This window comes from Aquabacterium parvum (assembly GCF_001447195.1).
GTDB lineage: Bacteria > Pseudomonadota > Gammaproteobacteria > Burkholderiales > Burkholderiaceae_C > Aquabacterium > Aquabacterium parvum.
The window spans coordinates 15,296-31,916 of record NZ_LFRI01000218.1 but is presented as its reverse complement, the minus strand read 5'-3'; the positions used below and the strand labels follow the sequence as shown (position 1 = coordinate 31,916).

Below are 16,621 nucleotides of genomic sequence, written 5' to 3'. Positions count from 1 at the left end.
CACATCCGCGCCACATCGTGCAAGAAGCTGGCTCACACCAAGGGTTTCCACCACGCAGTTTGCCTGACCTGGGCCACCCGGGGGCGTCAGGGGCGTCAGGGCGCTTCAAGGCGCTTCAAGGCGCTTCTTCGACCTGCAGCTCGCGGGCATCGGCCCGGCCCTGGTCGTCCACCACGCGCAAGACGTATCGACCCGCTTGAGGTGGGGTCCAGCTCAAGGCCGTGCCGGGTTTGACCTGCCCGATCATCGCGTCGTCAGCGAACCAGTGCAGGGTGCGTGCGTCGGGCCCGCCGTCTGCCCGCAAGGCCAGCGCTCGAGAGTGGCCGCTGCGCAGCACGTAGTTCACGCCGCGCATGGGCTCCTGGATCTGCGGGGCCTGGCCTTCGCCCGCCTGGTCGGTGTCACAAGCCGATGCGAGCTGGCGGCGGGGCAGACCGGCCTGCCTGAACAGGCGCCGCATGTCGCTGCCCCACTGCTCGACCACGACCTCGCGAGCGTGGGCTGGGCGCTCGCCGGGGCCGGCGCACAGGGGCTGGCCGGTGCGCTCGTCGACCCACATGGTGCGGTGCAGGGTGCTGGCGCGGATGGGCGACTTGCCGGCGATGAACCAGGTCTTGGCTTTGACGGGGCACAGGGCGTCGGGCATGCCGCCGGTGTCGGCGCAGACCTCGACCTGCCTGAGTTGCGGCAGGCGCGGTCGCACAGGCTCGCCGGGATCGAGGCCTTCGGCGCGCAGGGCATCGACGATGCGCACGAACAGGGGCGCCGCCGCATGGATGCCGACGAAAGCGGGGTTGCCCGCGCCATCGAACTGGCCGATCCAGACGACCAGCACGTGGCGGCCGAAGACGCCTGCGGTCCAGGCATCGCGAAAGCCCCAGGAGGTGCCGGTCTTCCAGGCCACCGGCGGGCGCGCGGGCTCGGCGGTGTCGGGCCGAGGCGTCTGGCGCAGCATGTCGAGGGTTATGAAAGCGGCTTCTTCGCTGAGCACCTGCAGGGGCGGGTGATCGGCTTCTTCGGCGGCCTGGGCGCGCGCGTCTTCGCGGGTGTAGGCGAGTTGCCTGACGCGGCCCCCGTTGGCCAGCACCGCATACAGGCGCGCGAGCTCTTCCATGGTGACCTCGCCGCCGCCGAGCACCAGGGCCAGGCCGTAGTGCGCTTCGCTTTGCAAGCGGCTGACCTGGTTGAGCTGGAGGAAGCCGTGCAAGTTGGGCCGGCTCAGGCGCGCGGCCACCGACACGGCCGGGATGTTGCGGCTGCGGATGAGGGCGTCCTGCGCGCTCACGGGGCCGACAAACTGCCCATCGTGGTTCTCGGGCGAGAAGGCGCCGAAGGTGGTGGGCGCGTCCTTGAGCATGGTGCGCGGGTGCAGCAGGCCCTGGTCGAGCGCGAGCGCATAGATGAAGGGCTTGAGCGCGGAGCCCGGTGAGCGCTTGGCCAGGGTGCCGTTGACCTGGCCTTCGATCTCGGCGTCGCGGTAATCGGCCGAGCCGACCACGGCGCGCACCTCCATGCTCTGCGTGTCGAGCAGGAGCGCGCTGGCGTTGCGGATGCCGCGCTCGCCATGCGTGCGCACGTAGCCGTGGATCACGCGCTCGAGCGTGCGCTGCATGCGCACGTCCAGCGTGGTGTCGATGCTGGTGCTGGCATTCGATTCGCGTGGGCGGGCCAGCAGGGCGTCGGTCAGGTGGGGCGCCAGGAAGGGCAGCTTGGCGCGGCCCCTGGCGGGCGGTGTCAGCAAGGCTTCGGGCGCGTGAGGGCGGGCGTCTTGCGGGTGGCGCTGCTGCCAGATCGCCCACAGGCGGTCGCGCGCGGCTTGCAGCTCGGCGTTCTGGCCCCGGCTGGCGATGCGCTTGACCGGGTTCTGCGGGATGACGGCCAGCGTCAGCGCCTCGGGCATGGTGAGCGCCAGCGCCGGCTTGCCGAAGTAGATGAGGCTGGCGGCCTCGACGCCTTCGATGTTGGCGCCATAGGGCGCGGTGTTGAGGTAGGCCTCGAGGATGTCTTCTTTGCTGTGGCGGGCCTCCAGCCAGACAGCCAGACCGATTTGCGCGAGCTTGCCGGGCACGTGGCGGGTGTCCAGGCCATGCAGCCTTCGCGCAAGTTGCATGGTCAGGGTCGAGCCGCCCTGCCTGCGCCCACCGGTGAAAGTGGACCAGGCGCTGCGCACCAGCGCGGCCGGATTGACGCCCGGGTGCCAGTCGAACCAGCGGTCTTCATAGAGCCGCACGCTGTCGACCAACACGGGAGACATGCGCGACAGCGGCACCCACAATCGGTACTGCTGATCAGGCGCGAGGGTCAGGCGCAGCAGCTCGCCACCCTGGGCGCGCACGGCCACCGAACCACCGAAGCGCTCGCTCAGCGGCTCATGCGGGGCCCAGCGCAAGGCGAGCAGGCAGGCCGCCGTGATGGCGACCGCCTTCAAGCCCTTGCGCCACGCCGGCTTCACTCACTTCCCCAGCGGCTTGACGGTGAAGCGGCCAGCGGCCGAGCGCGCGAAGATGCGGCGCTCGTACATGGCCTCGCCGTAGGCTGCGGGCATGCTGAACTCGCCGACGTTGGTGGCGCGGGCCTTGTAGGTGACCTCCGTCATGTCGCGTCCCACGTTGCCAAAGAACAGCACGCGGTCTTCGCGCACGTCGGCAAAGTCCAGCGACCAGGTGCCGCTGCCACCCAGGCGACGCTGCCACAGCGGCTGATCGGTTTCTTCCGACGCGTCCACGGGCATCTGCACCGGCTCCAGGCCACCCGGCAGGATGTCGACCAGCGCCACTTGGGGGATCTGCGCGCGGTCCAGGCTGCGCACGCGCACCCGCACCGTGACCTCGTCGCCCAGCTTGGCTTCGGTGATGACCTGGCCCGAGGCGTTGAGCACCTCGTGCACGATCTCCATGCCTTGCTGCAGGGGCTTATCGGGCAGGCCGCGCTCGAAGCCGGACTCGGACCAGCTGTAGAACAGCGGCAGCTCGCCACCCTGGCCGATCTTCACGCGCGCGGTGCCTTGGGGCACGGTGGCACGCGCCATCGGCAGCAGCTCACCCAGGGCGAGGGCCTGCGCCTGGCCTTGCGCGTTGATGGCCTGGGCCTTGAGCGGGCCGCTGGTCTTGGCGGACTGCGCTGCCACCGTCGCGTAGGCATCGACCGCCAGGATGGTGCTGGCCGACGAGGCCGTGCTGTACCAGCCGTCGCGCATCTGCTTGGCGAGGTTTTCCCACGTGGCCGTGGGCAGTGAAGCCAGGCGCTTGGGGAAGTGACGTGCCACGAGGTAGATGAGCGCGGTGTCGTGCGTCATCGGGTCGTCGTAGCCGTCCCAGCCGCGCGACTGGGCGGGCTGCGCCTTCATGCGGGTCAGCAGGTCCTGCCACACCGGCTCAATGAGCTCGTTGGCCACGCTGTCCTGCTTGAGCAGCTGGTAGCTGGCGGCCAGGTAAGCGGCACCCAGGTGGCGAGACAGGCGCGCGTCCTGACCGGCCTTGCTGCGCAGCGTTTCGCGCAAGTTGGCCAGCGCGGCCGGCACCAACACGCCCTGGCGGGTCAGCAGGTAGGCGCCTTGTGCGCGCTGACGCCAGCCACCCAGGCCGCTGCCGCCCGAACCCAGCTGCGCTTGCAGGAAGTCGGAGGACTTGGCCATCAGGTCGGCCGGGGCCTTGAGCTGGCGTTCGCGGGCTTCGAGCAGCAGCTGCAAGGCCTGCGTGGTGGAGTACAGGTCGGACGGGCCGCCCGGCCAGTAGGCCAGGCCGCCATCGCCGTTCTGGCGCGAGCGCAACTGCGTGAGGTAACCGATCCACACCTTGTTGGCGTCGAAGGCGCTTTGCTCGGCGGCGCTGCGGCCACGGGCCACCTCGCGCGCCAGCTCGGGCCGGCTGGCCAGGATGACGGCCGGCAGGGTGCGGCTGGTGATCTGCTCGGTGCAACCGAAGGGGTACTGATCCAGGTACTGCATCAGCCCCGACGCAAACGCCCACGGCGTGGCCGAGATGGCCAGCTCGCTGCGAGCGAGTTGCGGATAGACCTGGGCCTGCGACTTGAGCTCGCCCGAACCCACCAGGGTGCCGCTTTGCACCAGGGTCACGCGGGCCGAGGCCGGGCGCACGCTGAGCTCGGTGCTCAGGCGCGCGCGGCTGGCGCCGCGTTGGGCAGTGAAGGTCACGGCGCTGGAGCCCAGCTGCGCCTGCGCGTCGCTGCGGGCACGCACCTTGAAGACGGTGCTGGCTTCGCTGAGCGCGCTCACCTTGAGCGTGCGGGCGGCTTCCCCCACCACCTCCAGGCCTGGCCCCACGGCCAGGTTGAGCTGGATGGGCGCGTCCTTGCCCGAGCCGACGATGTTGTTGGCCAGGCCCACGCCCACCTCCACCACGTCACCAGGACTCATGGCCAGCGGCACGTTGGGCAGCAGCACGATGTCGCCGCGCACGGTGGTCTGGGTGGTGGCGGCGGCCACGGTCTCGTCGTTGACGGCCACGGCGATCACCCGCAGCGAGCCGTTGAAGGACTCGGGCACGGTGTAGCTGAACTCGCGGCTGCCGTTCACGTCGACCAGGCCCGACCAGTAGGCCACAGGCTTGTCTCGTTTGCGCTTGAAGGGGTTGAGGTGCTTGCCCAGCTCGCCCTCGCCGTCGCCGCCAGGCGCCGCGCCCATCATGAGCTTGCGGAACTCGGGCAGGATCAGGTCGAGCGTCTGCAGCGTGCTGACCTCGAGCGCGCGCTTGCTGAAGAAGTGCTTGAGCGGGTCGGGGTTCACATAGCGGGCCACCTGCAGGATGCCCTCGTCCACCGCGAACACATAGGCCTTGGTCGGCGCGTCGGACTTGAGCGTCATCTTCACGGTTTCACCAGGCTTAACTAGCGCATTGCTGCTCAGGCTGATGCGGGCGGTGCGCCGCGCCAGGCTGGTGGCAAAGGGCACCACGCCGTGGCTGAGCGGGCTGGTGTAGACCTCGTCAGAAGCCGGGTCGCGGATGAAGTGCACGCTGACGTAGCCATTGCCCTCGAAGTCCTTGGGCAGGGTGATCTTCTGCACCGTGGCGGTCTTGTCCGTCTTGAACCAGGTGTGGGTGTAGACCTTGTCGCGCTCGATGGTGATGAGGCCGGCGCCGATGTAGGGCGCCTGGATGCTCAGCTCGATGTCTTCGCCGGGCTGGTAGTCCTTCTTGCTCAGCTTGATCTGCAGCTCGGCGTTGCGGTCGAGCGAGCGGCTGAGGTTGGCGGCACCGGCCACGCTGTAGTCGACCTGGGTCAGCACCAGGCCGTCTTCGTCGCGCAGCTGGTAGGCAAAGTTGCCCGGCGTGGCGGTGTTCAGGCGCAGCTTGGCGCCCGAGGCCGCGATGGCGTAAGGCACTTCTTCGAGCGTGACGTCCTTGGCGCGCGACTCGTAGCGGTACAGGCCGCTGTTCTGCTTGACCAGCACCGAGAGCACGCGGTGCTCGACGCGCACGAGCTTGAGGCCCTTGACGGCGATGGGCTTGACCTGCGGGTCCACCGCCACGATGTCGACCTCACGGGCGGCGTTGCGGCTCACATACCCCAGGTCGCCCGAGGCCTTGACGCCGACCAGGAAGGGGCGGTCGCTGACCAGGGCACGTGCCTCGGCGGCCACACTGCGACCGCCTTCGGGCTCGAAGGCCTTGAGCAGCACGTGGGCCTGGTAGGTGGCGGCCTCGAAGCGATCGAGGCGCAGGTCGAACGTGGCCTTGCCTTCGGCGTCGGTCTGTTGTTCGCCCAGCTCGTCGGTCAGGCCGTTGCGCGCGACCATGGGGTCGTGGAAGCGGTGGTCGGGGAAGGCGCGGAACGCGGGGTAAGCGGGGCGCAGGGTCAGGGAGCCCGTCACGCGGCGGTTGGGGGCCGGCGTGCCAAACAGGTTCTGCACCGACACCATCGCCTTGAGTTCATCGGGGCTGACCCAGCCTTCGAGCGCTTCTTGAGACAAGCGCGCCGTGACCTTGGTGCGATCGGGCAGGAACTCCTGCACCTTCACCGTGGTGCTGCCCAGCTGCAGCGGCGGCACGTCGGGCGCGCCGGGGCTGCTCTGGCGAGGCAGGCTGAGGTTGACGGTGTAGACGCCGGTGGGCGAGCTCTCTTGCGTGGTGTGGCTGAACTCGGCCGCACCACCCGCGCCCAGGCGCACGACTTCACGGCGCACGGTCAGGCCACGGGCGTCGACCACCTCCAGCTCGACGGGCAGGTCCTTGAGCGAGGTGGCCCAGTTGCCGGCCTTGACGATCACGCCCAGGTTGAAGGTGTCACCCGGGCGGTAGATGCCGCGGTCGCTGAAGAGGTAGCCCGTCATCTGGTTGGGCACGCCAGCGCTGCGCAGGCCGCCCACGTCGAAGCGCGAAAGGTCGAGGTTGCGGTCGTAGCGGTTGAAGGGCAGGAAGCTGAGGTCGCCGTCCTTGCGCACCACCATCAGCACCGGCGTTTTCTCGCGCTGGAAAGCGGCGAGGTTGGGCAAGCGGGTGTGGCCGCTGGCGTCCGTCACCTGGCTGACGAGGACCAGGCCGTTGCGGCCCCAGACCTCGACGGTGGCACCGCCCACGGGCAGGCCGTTGGCGATGGACTGAACGAAGACATCGCGCGAGCCGTCGATGGTGCGCTTGGCGACCAGGCCCAGGTCGGTGACCAGCACCAGGCGCTTGTCTTCCATCGACTCGGGGTCGATGTCGCCGCCCTGGTCGCCATACTCGCCTTCGTAGCCGCCTTCTTCCCCTTCGTAGCCGCTTTCGTCGGGCGCCTCGGTGGCATCCACGTTGGCGCCGTTGGCCGTGCGCTTGGGGTCGTATCCCTTGACGCTGAGCAGGAAGATGCCGCGTCGCTCGCCGTTGGGGCCCTTGAGGTACTCGGCGAAGTCGACCGTTTCGTAGTGGCTGCGGCCAGGCTTGAGCTTGAGCGGCACTTCGCGCTCGAAACGCTCGGAGAGGTGATCTGGCGTGACGCCGCGGTAGAAGCCCGGCTTGCCGAACTCACCCGACGATTGGCTGATGAGCATGTGCAGCTGCTGCGGCAGCATGCGCGCGATCTCGATCTTCACACCGGGCAGGTCGCGCACGAGGATGGGCAGCTTCTTGTCGCCCGAGAGCGCCAGCAGCGAGCCCTGGCTGACGATGCTCAGCTCGGGCGCGAAGGCCTTGAGCTGCATGACACCGGTGCGCACGTCGGCCAGCAGGTAACCGCCCGGCGTGCGCAGGCCCTTGGCCACCTGCACATAGATGAACTGGCCGCCTTCGGCCGATGGCATGCGGAACGACAGCCCGTCGTTGACCTCGCGCTCGCCGCTGATCGGCTCGAGCTTGACGCGCTTGGCGCGCTTGAGCACGGCCGGCGTCACCTCGGTGGGGTCGCTCCAGACGGTGGGCTCGCCACCCTCCTTGTCGGACTCGGGCAGCACCCAGGCCTGCACGGCCTTGGCCAGCTCGCGCTCGTGCACGGGCATGCTGGTGCCGACGTGCAACACGTGCTCGGGGTCACCGGCTTGGTTGCTCACCACCGAGGCGCTGATGTCGTTGATGGCCAGGCTGTAGAGACCGGGTACCTCGACCGAGCGCTGCAGCTTGTCCGCAGAGCCTTCACCCCCTTGCTGGGCGGTGACGCCAGCGGCCACGCTCAGGCGCATCGACTGGGTCTGCGCGGGGATGGGCAGCGGCTCGGACATGACCGTGGCCAGCAGCTTGTGCACGTCGTAGGTGACGGTGAACTTGCGGCTGGCGCCCGCGTTCAGGCCGAACAGCGATTCTTCGGGGTCGCCTTCGTCCAGGCGGATGGCGCCTTCGAGCGACTTGGTGTTGACCGGGTGGCTGAAGCGCAGCTGGTAGACCACGCGGCGCAGGTTGACCTGCACCGGATCTTGATAGAACTCGGCGCTGTCGACGTCGATGGTGAAAGCCGGGGCCTGGAACTCGAACTCACGCGACTTCAGCGTCACGTTGGGGGCCAGGGCCTTGCGCCCGATGCTGACCTTGTAGCGCTGCCCCACGGGCCAATCGGCCTTGGGCTGGAAGACGAGCTGGTCGGCGGCGGCCCAGGTCCACTGGCCGGCGGCGGTCGGCTCCATGGTGATCTCGGTGGCGGGCTTGCCCACCTTCACAACGGGCACGGCCACGCCCGAGAACTGCACCACCAGCGGGTTGGGCGGCTGCTTGTCTTCTATGACGGTGCGGCCGGGCGCCTCGACCTGGTAGGTGAGCTCGCTCTGGCTGCCGGCATCGGGGATCAGGCCTTGCCACCAGCGCTTGAGCAGCGGCAGGTTCGAGAGGCCCGCCGCGGCCACCGCCGCCACCACGAGGACGTGCAGCATGTGCCAGCGGCACCAGTTCAGCGCCGAGGCGCCCAGGCGCCCCAGGCCGCGCAGCCAGCCAGGCGCTTGCCAGCTGCCCAGCAAAAGGCCGAGCAGCCCACTGAAGATGGCCAGCAGCGGTTGCCCCACGCTGCTCAGACGTTGCCCCACGGAGCCGAAAAAGGCGCCGATGCCCTGGTTGATGCGCGACAGCATGGTCACAGCCTCACTGGTTTGATGTTGTTTTGATGAAGGCACCCTGCGGGCTCGGATGAGCCACGCAGGGTGCGCCGGGCAGCATCGTGCCTCAAATCACGGGCGTGAAGCCCCCTGGCCGAACAACTCGTACCAATCCAGCTGGCGGGTGGCGACCATGACGGCGCTCAGCACGGCAAACAGCAGGAGCGAGCCCAGCACCAGCGCGTTCTGCTCCATCTGCAACAAGGCGTAAAGCACCCCGTACAAACCACCGATGGCCACCCCGAAGCCCAGGCCCGCGCCCCAGCCGCGCAACACGAAGCTGCCGTAGAAGGTCAGCAGCAGCGTGCAGGCCGCGCTGGCGGCCAGGTAGGCCCAACCGAACGCCAGGTGCTCGGACAGGCTCACCAGCAGCAGGAAGAACAGGCTGAGCGCCGCGCCCACCAGCAGGTACTGGATGGGGTGCACGCGCAGGCGACGCAGCACCTCCATCAGGCCCACGCCCACGAAGGTCAGCACGATGAACAGCAGGCCGTACTTGGTGGCGCGGTCGCTGAGCGAATGCACATTGACCGGGTCGATGAAGGACACCCCGAAGGTCTCGATGCAGCCACTTTCGGCCGATGCGGCCTCGTCGGCGCCCTCGGCCGTCGCGTAGGGGTTGAAGCGCGCGCCGGGACCCCATGCCCCGCCGAACGGGGCGCACAGGCGCTCACCACCGCGCCACGACTGCGAAGCGGTGCTCGCCAGGGAGCTGACCTTCCAGGTGGCGTCAAAGCCATCGGCGCGCACCACGCGCTCGCTGGGCAGGAAGCGCCCGCCGAACGAGGGGTGAGGCCAGTCGCCACGCAGGCGCACCAGCGTGGTGTCGGCCACCGGCGCCATCGAGAAGCCGCGCGTGCCCGCCAGCTCCAGGTTCAGGCGCACCGACAGGCCCGTGCCCGCCGCCGGTTGGACGCCCTCCAGTGGCGCGTGAAAGCCGCGCGCATGGTGCGCCTGCTCGCTGCCCGCCTGCACCGTCACCCGCTGGTCGTTGACGCGCAACTCGGCCACGCGGATGCCGCGCGCATCGCTGACCGAGACCGCCAGCACCGGGGCCTCGCAGCGGACTTCGCCGCCAGGCTGGCGCGGCAGCACGTTCAGCCCGCCCAGGTCGGCCCACCGGGCCTGCACGCCGGCCTTCACGCCGTAGCCATTGACCTTGAACATGCCCCGATGGCGGGGGCTCACCCCGACCTCCGCATCGACCTGCACCTGCGTGGCCGGCAGGCGCAGCACGTGCGTTTCGGTTTCGGAGGTGGCGCGGCGGTGGCCCTTGTCGTCTTCTTGCAAGGTGACCCAGGTTTCGATGCAGGTGCGCGTGAGCACCGGTCCCAGCAAGGTCTGGCTGCCGGCCAGGCTGTTGGCCACGCTCTGCTCGGCTTCCTGCTGACGCCCCTGGCGCTCGTGCACGATGCCTTGCACGCTCCAGAGGGACCACAGCAGGCCCAGGGTGACGGCGCCCACGGCGCCCATCTTGCTGATCAAGGGGAATCTCATGTCGTGTCCTGTCGGTGTGATGACAGGCGCGATGGTGCGCACCGATGGTGAGCAGACGATGAGCTGTGTGAAGCGGGTGTGAAGTCTGCTTCAGGCCGCTGGCAGGCACAGCGCCGCGCGCAGGCCCGGCTGCGCGGGCGTCAGGCGCAATTCGCCCCCGTGCAGGGCCATGACCTGGCGCACGATGGCCAGCCCCAGGCCCGAGCCCTTGCGCGGCACCTGGCCGGCCCGCTCGGGGCGAGCCGTGGAGTAGAAGCGCTCACCCAGGCGCGGCCAGGCGTAATCGGGCACCCCCACGCCGTGGTCGCGCACCGCGATGCACACGTTTTCGGCGTCGGCCTTCACGCTCAGCTCGATCACCGCACCCGGCGGTGAAAACTCGATCGCGTTGTCCAGCAGGTTGCTCAGGGCCAGCTCCAACAGCTCGGCTTCGCCCTGCACGCTCAGGCCTTCGGTGACCTCGGTTCGCACGCTCAAGCCGGCTTGCTGCAGGCGCGGCGCGTGGCTGCGCAGCAGTCGCTCGACCAGGCCGGCCGGGTCCAGGCGTTGCTGGTGGTCCAGGCTGTGGCGCTGCTCCAGCTTGGAGAGCTCCAGCAGGCGGTCGACCAGGCTTTGCAGGCGCTGGGTCTGCTCGCTGATCTGGCGGGCGAAGCGCTCGCGGTCGGCGGCCGGCAACTCGTCTTGCAGCAGCTCGGCCGCCCCCCCGATGGCCGCCAGCGGGCTCTTGAGCTCGTGCGTCATGGCGCGCACCAGCTGCTCGACGTGCTCGTGGCCATCGAGCCGGTCGCGCATGGCGGCCATGGCGTGGGCCAACTCACCCAGCTCGCCCGACAGCTCGGGTGGGGGCTCGCGCTGCCCCCACTGCACGCGCTGGGCGTAATGCCGCAGCCGCCGCACCGACCAGATCACCCAGGCCGTCACCGCCGCGCCCACCACCAGCGACAGGCCGAGCAACCACAGGCCCTTGACGAGGATCTCCTGCTGCGCCCGCTCGACGAACTTGGCCACCGAGCGCATGGGCTTGGCCACCGTGAGCACGCCGATGATCTGCTGGCCTTGCATGACCGGGGCGGCCACGTGCATGACCGAGCTGTCGTCGTCGGCGACCACGTAACGGGTGGCGCGCGCGCCGTACTGGCCCGACAGGGTGAGCGAGACGTCGCGCCAGCGCGAGTAGTCCTGGCCCACCGCGTTGCCCCCATCGGGCAGGCCGGTGTCGAAGACCACGCGGCCGGTCGCGTCGGTGACGTAGACGCGGTAGTCCAGCGTGCGCTTGCTCAGGCCCCAGATCTGCGCGTCGACCGGGCGGGCGGCGTAGTCGAGCACGCGGCGGGCGAAACGGCTGTCGCGCAGGTCGGCTTGGGGCGGCATGGCGGCCAGGTCGTCCTGTGCCAGCTCGGCCAGGATGTTGGCCGTGTCCACCAGCATGTCTTCCATGACCTCGCGCACGCTGGGCTGGACCTGTTGCACGAACACGCGCATCACGAAGAAGGCCGCGATGCCGGTGATCAGGAAGAAGCCCAGCAGCAGTCGCAAGCCCAGCTTCATGCGCGCCTCACAGCAGTTTGGGGTCGATGGCGTAACCCAGGCCGCGGTGGGTCACGATCAGGTCGGCCGGGGCGCCGGCGTCGCGCAGCTTGCCGCGCAGCGTCTTGACGTGTGTGTCCACCGTGCGGTCGGTGCTGTCGGCGTCCTGGCCCCAGACGGCATCGAGCAAGGCCTCGCGCGGCCAGATGCGCCCCGGGTGGCGCAGCAGCAGCGTCAGCAGGCCCAGCTCGCGGCGGGTCAGGGGCAGCCAGTGCTCGCCGCAGCGGATGCGCTGGCCGGACTCATCGCAAACGAGCAGCGGCTTGCGTGGGGCGTCGGCCGCAGCCGCCACCGGCGCGGCCTGGCTCACCTGAGAGCGGCGAATCAGCGCGCGCACGCGGGCACACAACTCGCGCGGGCTGAAGGGCTTGGTGAGGTAGTCGTCGGCGCCGAGCTCGAGGCCCAGCACGCGGTCGATTTCCTCGGCGCGCGCGGTCAGCATCAGCACCGGCAAGGCAGCGAGCGCTCCGCCAGCCTGGCGCAGGCTGCGGCACAGGTCCAGCCCGCTGCCATCGGGCAAGCCGACGTCCAGGATGGCCGCAGCCGGTGGGGCCAAGGTGGCGTCACGCAAACGGCGCTCGGCTTCGCACACCAGCATCACGTGCTCGACCTCGAAGCCTTCACGCCCCAGCGCGTAGACCACCGTCTCGGCGATGGCCGGGTCGTCTTCGAGCAGGAGCAGGGGCGTGGCCATGGTGTGGTGAAGCAGGCCCGGGGTTCAGGCCGGCAGCAGCCCGTCGGCCTTGAGCAGCTCTTCCAGGCACTGGCGCTGCAGGCCGTAGAAGGCCTTGATGTCGCGGATCTGACCGACGACCTCGGCGTTGTCCTGCGGCTGGCGGCGCTTGACGGCCAGGATCATCTTGTTCTTGTTGGTGTGCTCCAGCGAGATGAACTCGAAGACCTGGGTGTCGTAGCCGGCCGCGTCCAGCAGCAGGGCGCGCAGGCCGTCGGTGAGCATCTCGGCCTCTTGCGCTTGGTGGATGCCGTGCTGCAGGATGGGCCGCAGCGGGTGCGGGCTGAGCAGCTGCGGGCGCACCTCCTTGTGGCAGCAGGGCGAGCACAGGATGATTTCAGCGCCCGCGCGGATGCCCAGGTGGATGGCGTGGTCGGTGGCGATGTCGCAGGCGTGCAGCGCGATGACGACGTCGAGGTCGCTCGGGTGGTAGTCGCGCACATCGCCTTGTTCATAGTCCATGCCCTGCAGCCTGAGCTTGCCGATGACGCGCTGGCACAGCTGGACCAGGTCGTCGCGCAGCTCGACACCGGTGACGCGGGCGTCGCGCTCCATGGTGTGGCGCAACCAGTCGTGCACGGCAAACGTCAGGTAGCCCTTGCCGGAGCCGAAGTCCACCACGTGCAAGGCTTCGCGCTCGGCCAGCGAAGACTTGGCCACGGCCGAGGAGAACACCTCCAGGAACTTGTTGATCTGCTTCCACTTGCGCGACATGGCCGGGATGAGCTGGCCGTGTGCATCGGTGACGCCGAGCTCGCGCAGGAAGGGGCGCGAGAGTTCGAGCAAGCGGTGCTTTTCTCGGTTGTGGGACTGGGTGGGCGCAGTTTTGCCGCCGTCGCCTGCAGCTGCCCCCGACGCCGTCGCCTGGTTGGCCGCAGGCGCGCCCTCGAGCTTGCCAATGCGCACCGTCGCCTTGCCCTTCTTGCTGATCGCCAGCTGCACCTCCTCGGTGGCCGTGAACAGGTGGGCGTTGAGGAAGGCGCCCGCTTGCAACCAATCGCCGATCAGGGCCAAACCCTCTCGCGTCGGCAGGTTCTTGGTGATGTCCTTGGTGGGAAAGCGCAGCAGGAAGCTCAGGTGAGGCTGGCCGCGCAGCTCGATGGGTCGCACCATGACGCGCTGCAGGCCCTGGCCTTGTTCTTCGATGGCGGGCACGCCGCCTTGGTAAGCCACCCACAGCAGTTGCTGGCAGGTGCCTTGCGCCAGGGCTTCGCGTGTGAGCGTGGCAAAGCGATCAAGGTGAGGTGCGTTCGCACCCGCGATGTCGGCCGGGTCAGCCATGCATCAGGCCTGGTCGGCGCCACCGTCCTGGGGCTTGGGCTCAGGCGCCGGCGCCGAAGCGGCAGCTGAGGCTTGGGCAGCGCCCTCGCGGCGGGGGCCACCACGGCGCTCACCCGGCTTGCCTTGCGCGCCATCGCGGCGCGGGCCTCCCGGGGCACCCTGGCCACGCGGACCCTTGCCCTGGCCGCGTCCACCACGGTCGTCACGCCGGCCACCGTCGGCTCGGCGCTCGCCACGGCCGTCACCGCGGCCGTCACCACGACCTTCGCCACGCGGGCCGCCACGGTGATCCGGGCGACCGGTCGGGCGCGGGCGCGCCGCGTCTTCTGCCGCTTCAGCGCGGGCCTGAGCCAACACAGCGTCGAGCTGCTCGGGCGCGATGCCCTTGAGCGCGCAGAAGTTGGCGACCGTCAGCTTGGTGGTCTCGAAGCCGCGCAGCAGCGCAGCGCGCTCGCGACGACCGGCCTCTTCCTGCTCGCGCTTGGCCTGCTGGTTGCCACGGCGGCGGGCCAGCTCTTCCAGAGCCACCTGGCGGTGTTCTTCGGAGAACTCGCCCGCGGGCTGTCCGTCGAGGTCGAAGCGCTGCTTGGCTTTGGAGGCGGCGATCAGGTAGGAAGTCGTGCCGGTGTGGCGGCGCAAGAAGGCCGACAGCACCTGTTTGGTGAATTCGCCGGGCGCGCGCTCCTGGATGTCGGCCTGGATGCGCAGCTTCAGCGGCTTGGGCTCGCCGCGGAACAGCGCCGGGAACAGCTCGGCCAGGCGGGCCTTGGTGTCGGCCACGGTGGGCTGATCAGGCTGGGCGCCCTGGTCAGCCTGGGAGGCCACGGCTGCACCGCTTGCCCCGGTTTCACCGTCCGCAGGCGGCGTGTCGCCGGCGGCGGGCAGTTGTTCGTCGGGCTGGTTCTCGGGGGTGGCAGACATGGGTGCGCGCAAAAAGGTCGAAACCGCCATTGTCGCGCGCTTCGGGCTCGCGTGCTGGCCTGGGCGCTGGCCCGCGTCCCTCAGCGCGCCGCCCGCCGCCACACCATCGGCGTCTGCCCCGTCCAACGCCGGAAGGAACGCGTGAAGGCGCTTTGCTCGCTGTAGCCCAGCAGCAGGCCGATTTCGGCCAGCGACAAGGCAGGGTCGCGCAGGTACTCGCGCGCCAGTTGCTCGCGGGTGCGGTCGAGCAGCTGCTGCCAGGTCAGGCCGCGCTCGGCCAGGCGGCGCTGCAGGGTGCGGGTGGACTGGTGCAGGCCCTGCGCCACCTTGTCGACCGACACCTCGCCATCGGGCAGCAGGCGCACCAGCATCTGCTGCACCGCGCGGTCGAAGTCACCGGGCTGGGGCAGGGCCACCAACAGTGCACGCGCCTGCTGGTCGAGCAAGGCGCGCAGACCCGGGTCGCGGTGCGGCATGGGGATGGCCAGGTGGCTGGTCAGGAAGCGCACCCGGGTGTGGCTGTCGCCAAAGCCCACGGTGCAACCGAAGAAGGCTTCGTGCTGCGCCCGCCCCGCCGCCGGCTCGGCGTGCAGGAAGCCGATGTGGCTGGGCGGCGGCGGGTCGTCGATCTGGCGGCGCATGAAGCTCACCAGCGCCGCGATGGCGACCTCGTCGGCCATGGGCGCGGAGTCGGTGCCACGTGGCCAGCGGATCTCCACCTCGTTGCCGCACAGCGCCACCTCAGCGAGGTCCAGCCCATAGAAGAGGCGCTCGCAGCGCTGGTAAGTGGCCAGGGCCTCGCCGAGGTTGTCACTGGCCAGGGCCAGGTAGCCCAGCACGCCGACGTGGCGGGGCTGCACGCCTGAGCCGATCGCCAGGCCCAGGCCAGCGTCCGTCGGGCGCAGGGCCGCTGCGTCGACCAGCAGGCCATTCCACACCGGCAGGGGTACCGCGTCGTCGGGGGCGTGGGCGAGCACGCGGGCGCGCAGGGCTGGCGCCGGCAGGTTTTCTCGGTCGAGCCAGTCGGACAGCAGGCGCAGCCAGGCGCCGTTGACGCGCATCAAAGGTCCCATCGCGCCTTCGGTTGTGGCATGGATTGTTCAAACATGGGCGCCGTTTGTCAATGCGATCGCGGCGGTGCTGCCTAAAGTCCCTCCATCCCACCCTGGCATGCACCTTCAAGGAGCTCGACCATGCAAGACATCCTCCACGCCCTCGGCTTCGTGCTGGTGGCCGGCGCCGTGTTCCTGGCGCTGATCGCCGCCGAACGCGCCTTCTGGATCCGCCGCAACCGGCCCAACGCCTACGACCTGCGCGAGTCCCTCGCCAACGTCGGCACCGGCTTCATCTACAAGATGTTCGACGGCCTGTTCGTGGCCGGCGTCATCGCCGTGTTCTTCGACGACGTGCGCGCCTGGGGCTTGCAGTTCAGCCCGAGTCAGCCCTGGGTCGGCTGGCTGGTGCTTTTCCTGGCCACGGACTTCCTGTTCTACGTGGCCCACTTCGTGATGCACAAGCTGCGCTACGGCTGGTGCTCGCACATCACGCACCACAGCTCGACGCGCTACAACCTGTCGACCGCGCTGCGCCAGAACTTCCTGTTCGACCTCAGCGGCCTGGCCTTGCTGTGGTGGGTGCCGCTGGCGCTGATCGGCTTCGACAAGGTCTCGGTGATCGTCGCCGTCGAGCTCAACCTGTTCTACCAGTTCTTCCTGCACACCGAGGTGGTGGGCCGCCTGCCGAAGTGGTTCGAGGCCGTCTTCAACACGCCCTCTCACCACCGCGTGCACCACGGCCGCAACCCGGCCCAGATCGACACCAACTTCGGTGGTGTGCTGATCATCTGGGACCGACTGTTCGACACCTTCGTCGACGAGCGCGACGCGGGGGAAATCGTCTACGGCATCAGCCACCGCCAGCCGACCACGCTCAACCCGCTGCGCCTGAACCTCGACGAGTGGTTCGCGATGTGGCGCGACGTCTGGACGCACAAGGACCTGCGCATCCTGTGGAAGCACCCCGACTGGGTCGAGGAGCGGACCGCGCAGCAAGCCCCTTCTCGCGCGACGGCGCGCCGGGCCTGACCTTCGACG

At 69.5% G+C, this 16,621-nt stretch carries 9 protein-coding genes; 1 reads left to right on the top strand and 8 read right to left on the bottom strand.

Translation table 11 applies throughout. The features are described 5' to 3' along the window. Nucleotides 1-115: 115 nt before the first annotated feature. The 8 genes from pbpC to ABG80_RS07830 form a co-directional block, all read right to left on the bottom strand. Nucleotides 116-2,452 (bottom strand): penicillin-binding protein 1C, encoded by a 2,337-nt coding sequence (pbpC, locus tag ABG80_RS07865; RefSeq protein WP_058087181.1) that lies wholly within the window; start codon nt 2,450-2,452, stop codon nt 116-118. Then, nucleotides 2,453-8,485, bottom strand: a complete 6,033-nt coding sequence (locus ABG80_RS07860) for an alpha-2-macroglobulin family protein (RefSeq protein WP_058087180.1) — start codon at nt 8,483-8,485, stop codon at nt 2,453-2,455. A gap of 96 nt (nt 8,486-8,581) precedes the next feature. After that, entirely contained in the window at nt 8,582-10,006 is a 1,425-nt protein-coding gene (gene creD, locus ABG80_RS07855; protein ID WP_058087179.1) for a cell envelope integrity protein CreD, read from the bottom strand. Between the two features lie 90 nt (nt 10,007-10,096). Further along, entirely contained in the window at nt 10,097-11,554 is a 1,458-nt protein-coding gene (creC, locus tag ABG80_RS07850; RefSeq protein WP_058087178.1) for a two-component system sensor histidine kinase CreC, read from the bottom strand. A gap of 7 nt (nt 11,555-11,561) precedes the next feature. Beyond that, complete coding sequence (creB, locus tag ABG80_RS07845; protein WP_058087177.1) at nt 11,562-12,287, bottom strand: two-component system response regulator CreB; 726 nt, start codon at nt 12,285-12,287, stop codon at nt 11,562-11,564. A 24-nt stretch (nt 12,288-12,311) separates the two neighbouring features. Next, nucleotides 12,312-13,607 carry a class I SAM-dependent methyltransferase gene (locus ABG80_RS07840; RefSeq protein ID WP_058087176.1) on the bottom strand — a complete coding sequence of 432 codons (1,296 nt, stop codon included), beginning with the start codon at nt 13,605-13,607 and terminating at the stop codon, nt 12,312-12,314. A 3-nt stretch (nt 13,608-13,610) separates the two neighbouring features. Then, a complete protein-coding gene (locus ABG80_RS07835; protein ID WP_083505927.1) occupies nt 13,611-14,528 on the bottom strand; it encodes a ProQ/FINO family protein in 918 nt (305 codons plus the stop codon). Nucleotides 14,529-14,608: 80 nt separating this feature from the next. Then, the gene (locus ABG80_RS07830) at nt 14,609-15,601 is read right to left on the bottom strand and encodes an AraC family transcriptional regulator (RefSeq protein WP_058087175.1); all 993 of its coding nucleotides are present in this window, start codon (nt 15,599-15,601) and stop codon (nt 14,609-14,611) included. A gap of 120 nt (nt 15,602-15,721) precedes the next feature. Here ABG80_RS07830 and ABG80_RS07825 point away from each other — a divergent pair, with 120 nt between their 5' ends. Continuing rightward, nucleotides 15,722-16,612 carry a sterol desaturase family protein gene (locus tag ABG80_RS07825; protein ID WP_058087174.1) on the top strand — a complete coding sequence of 297 codons (891 nt, stop codon included), beginning with the start codon at nt 15,722-15,724 and terminating at the stop codon, nt 16,610-16,612. Nucleotides 16,613-16,621: the final 9 nt, after the last annotated feature.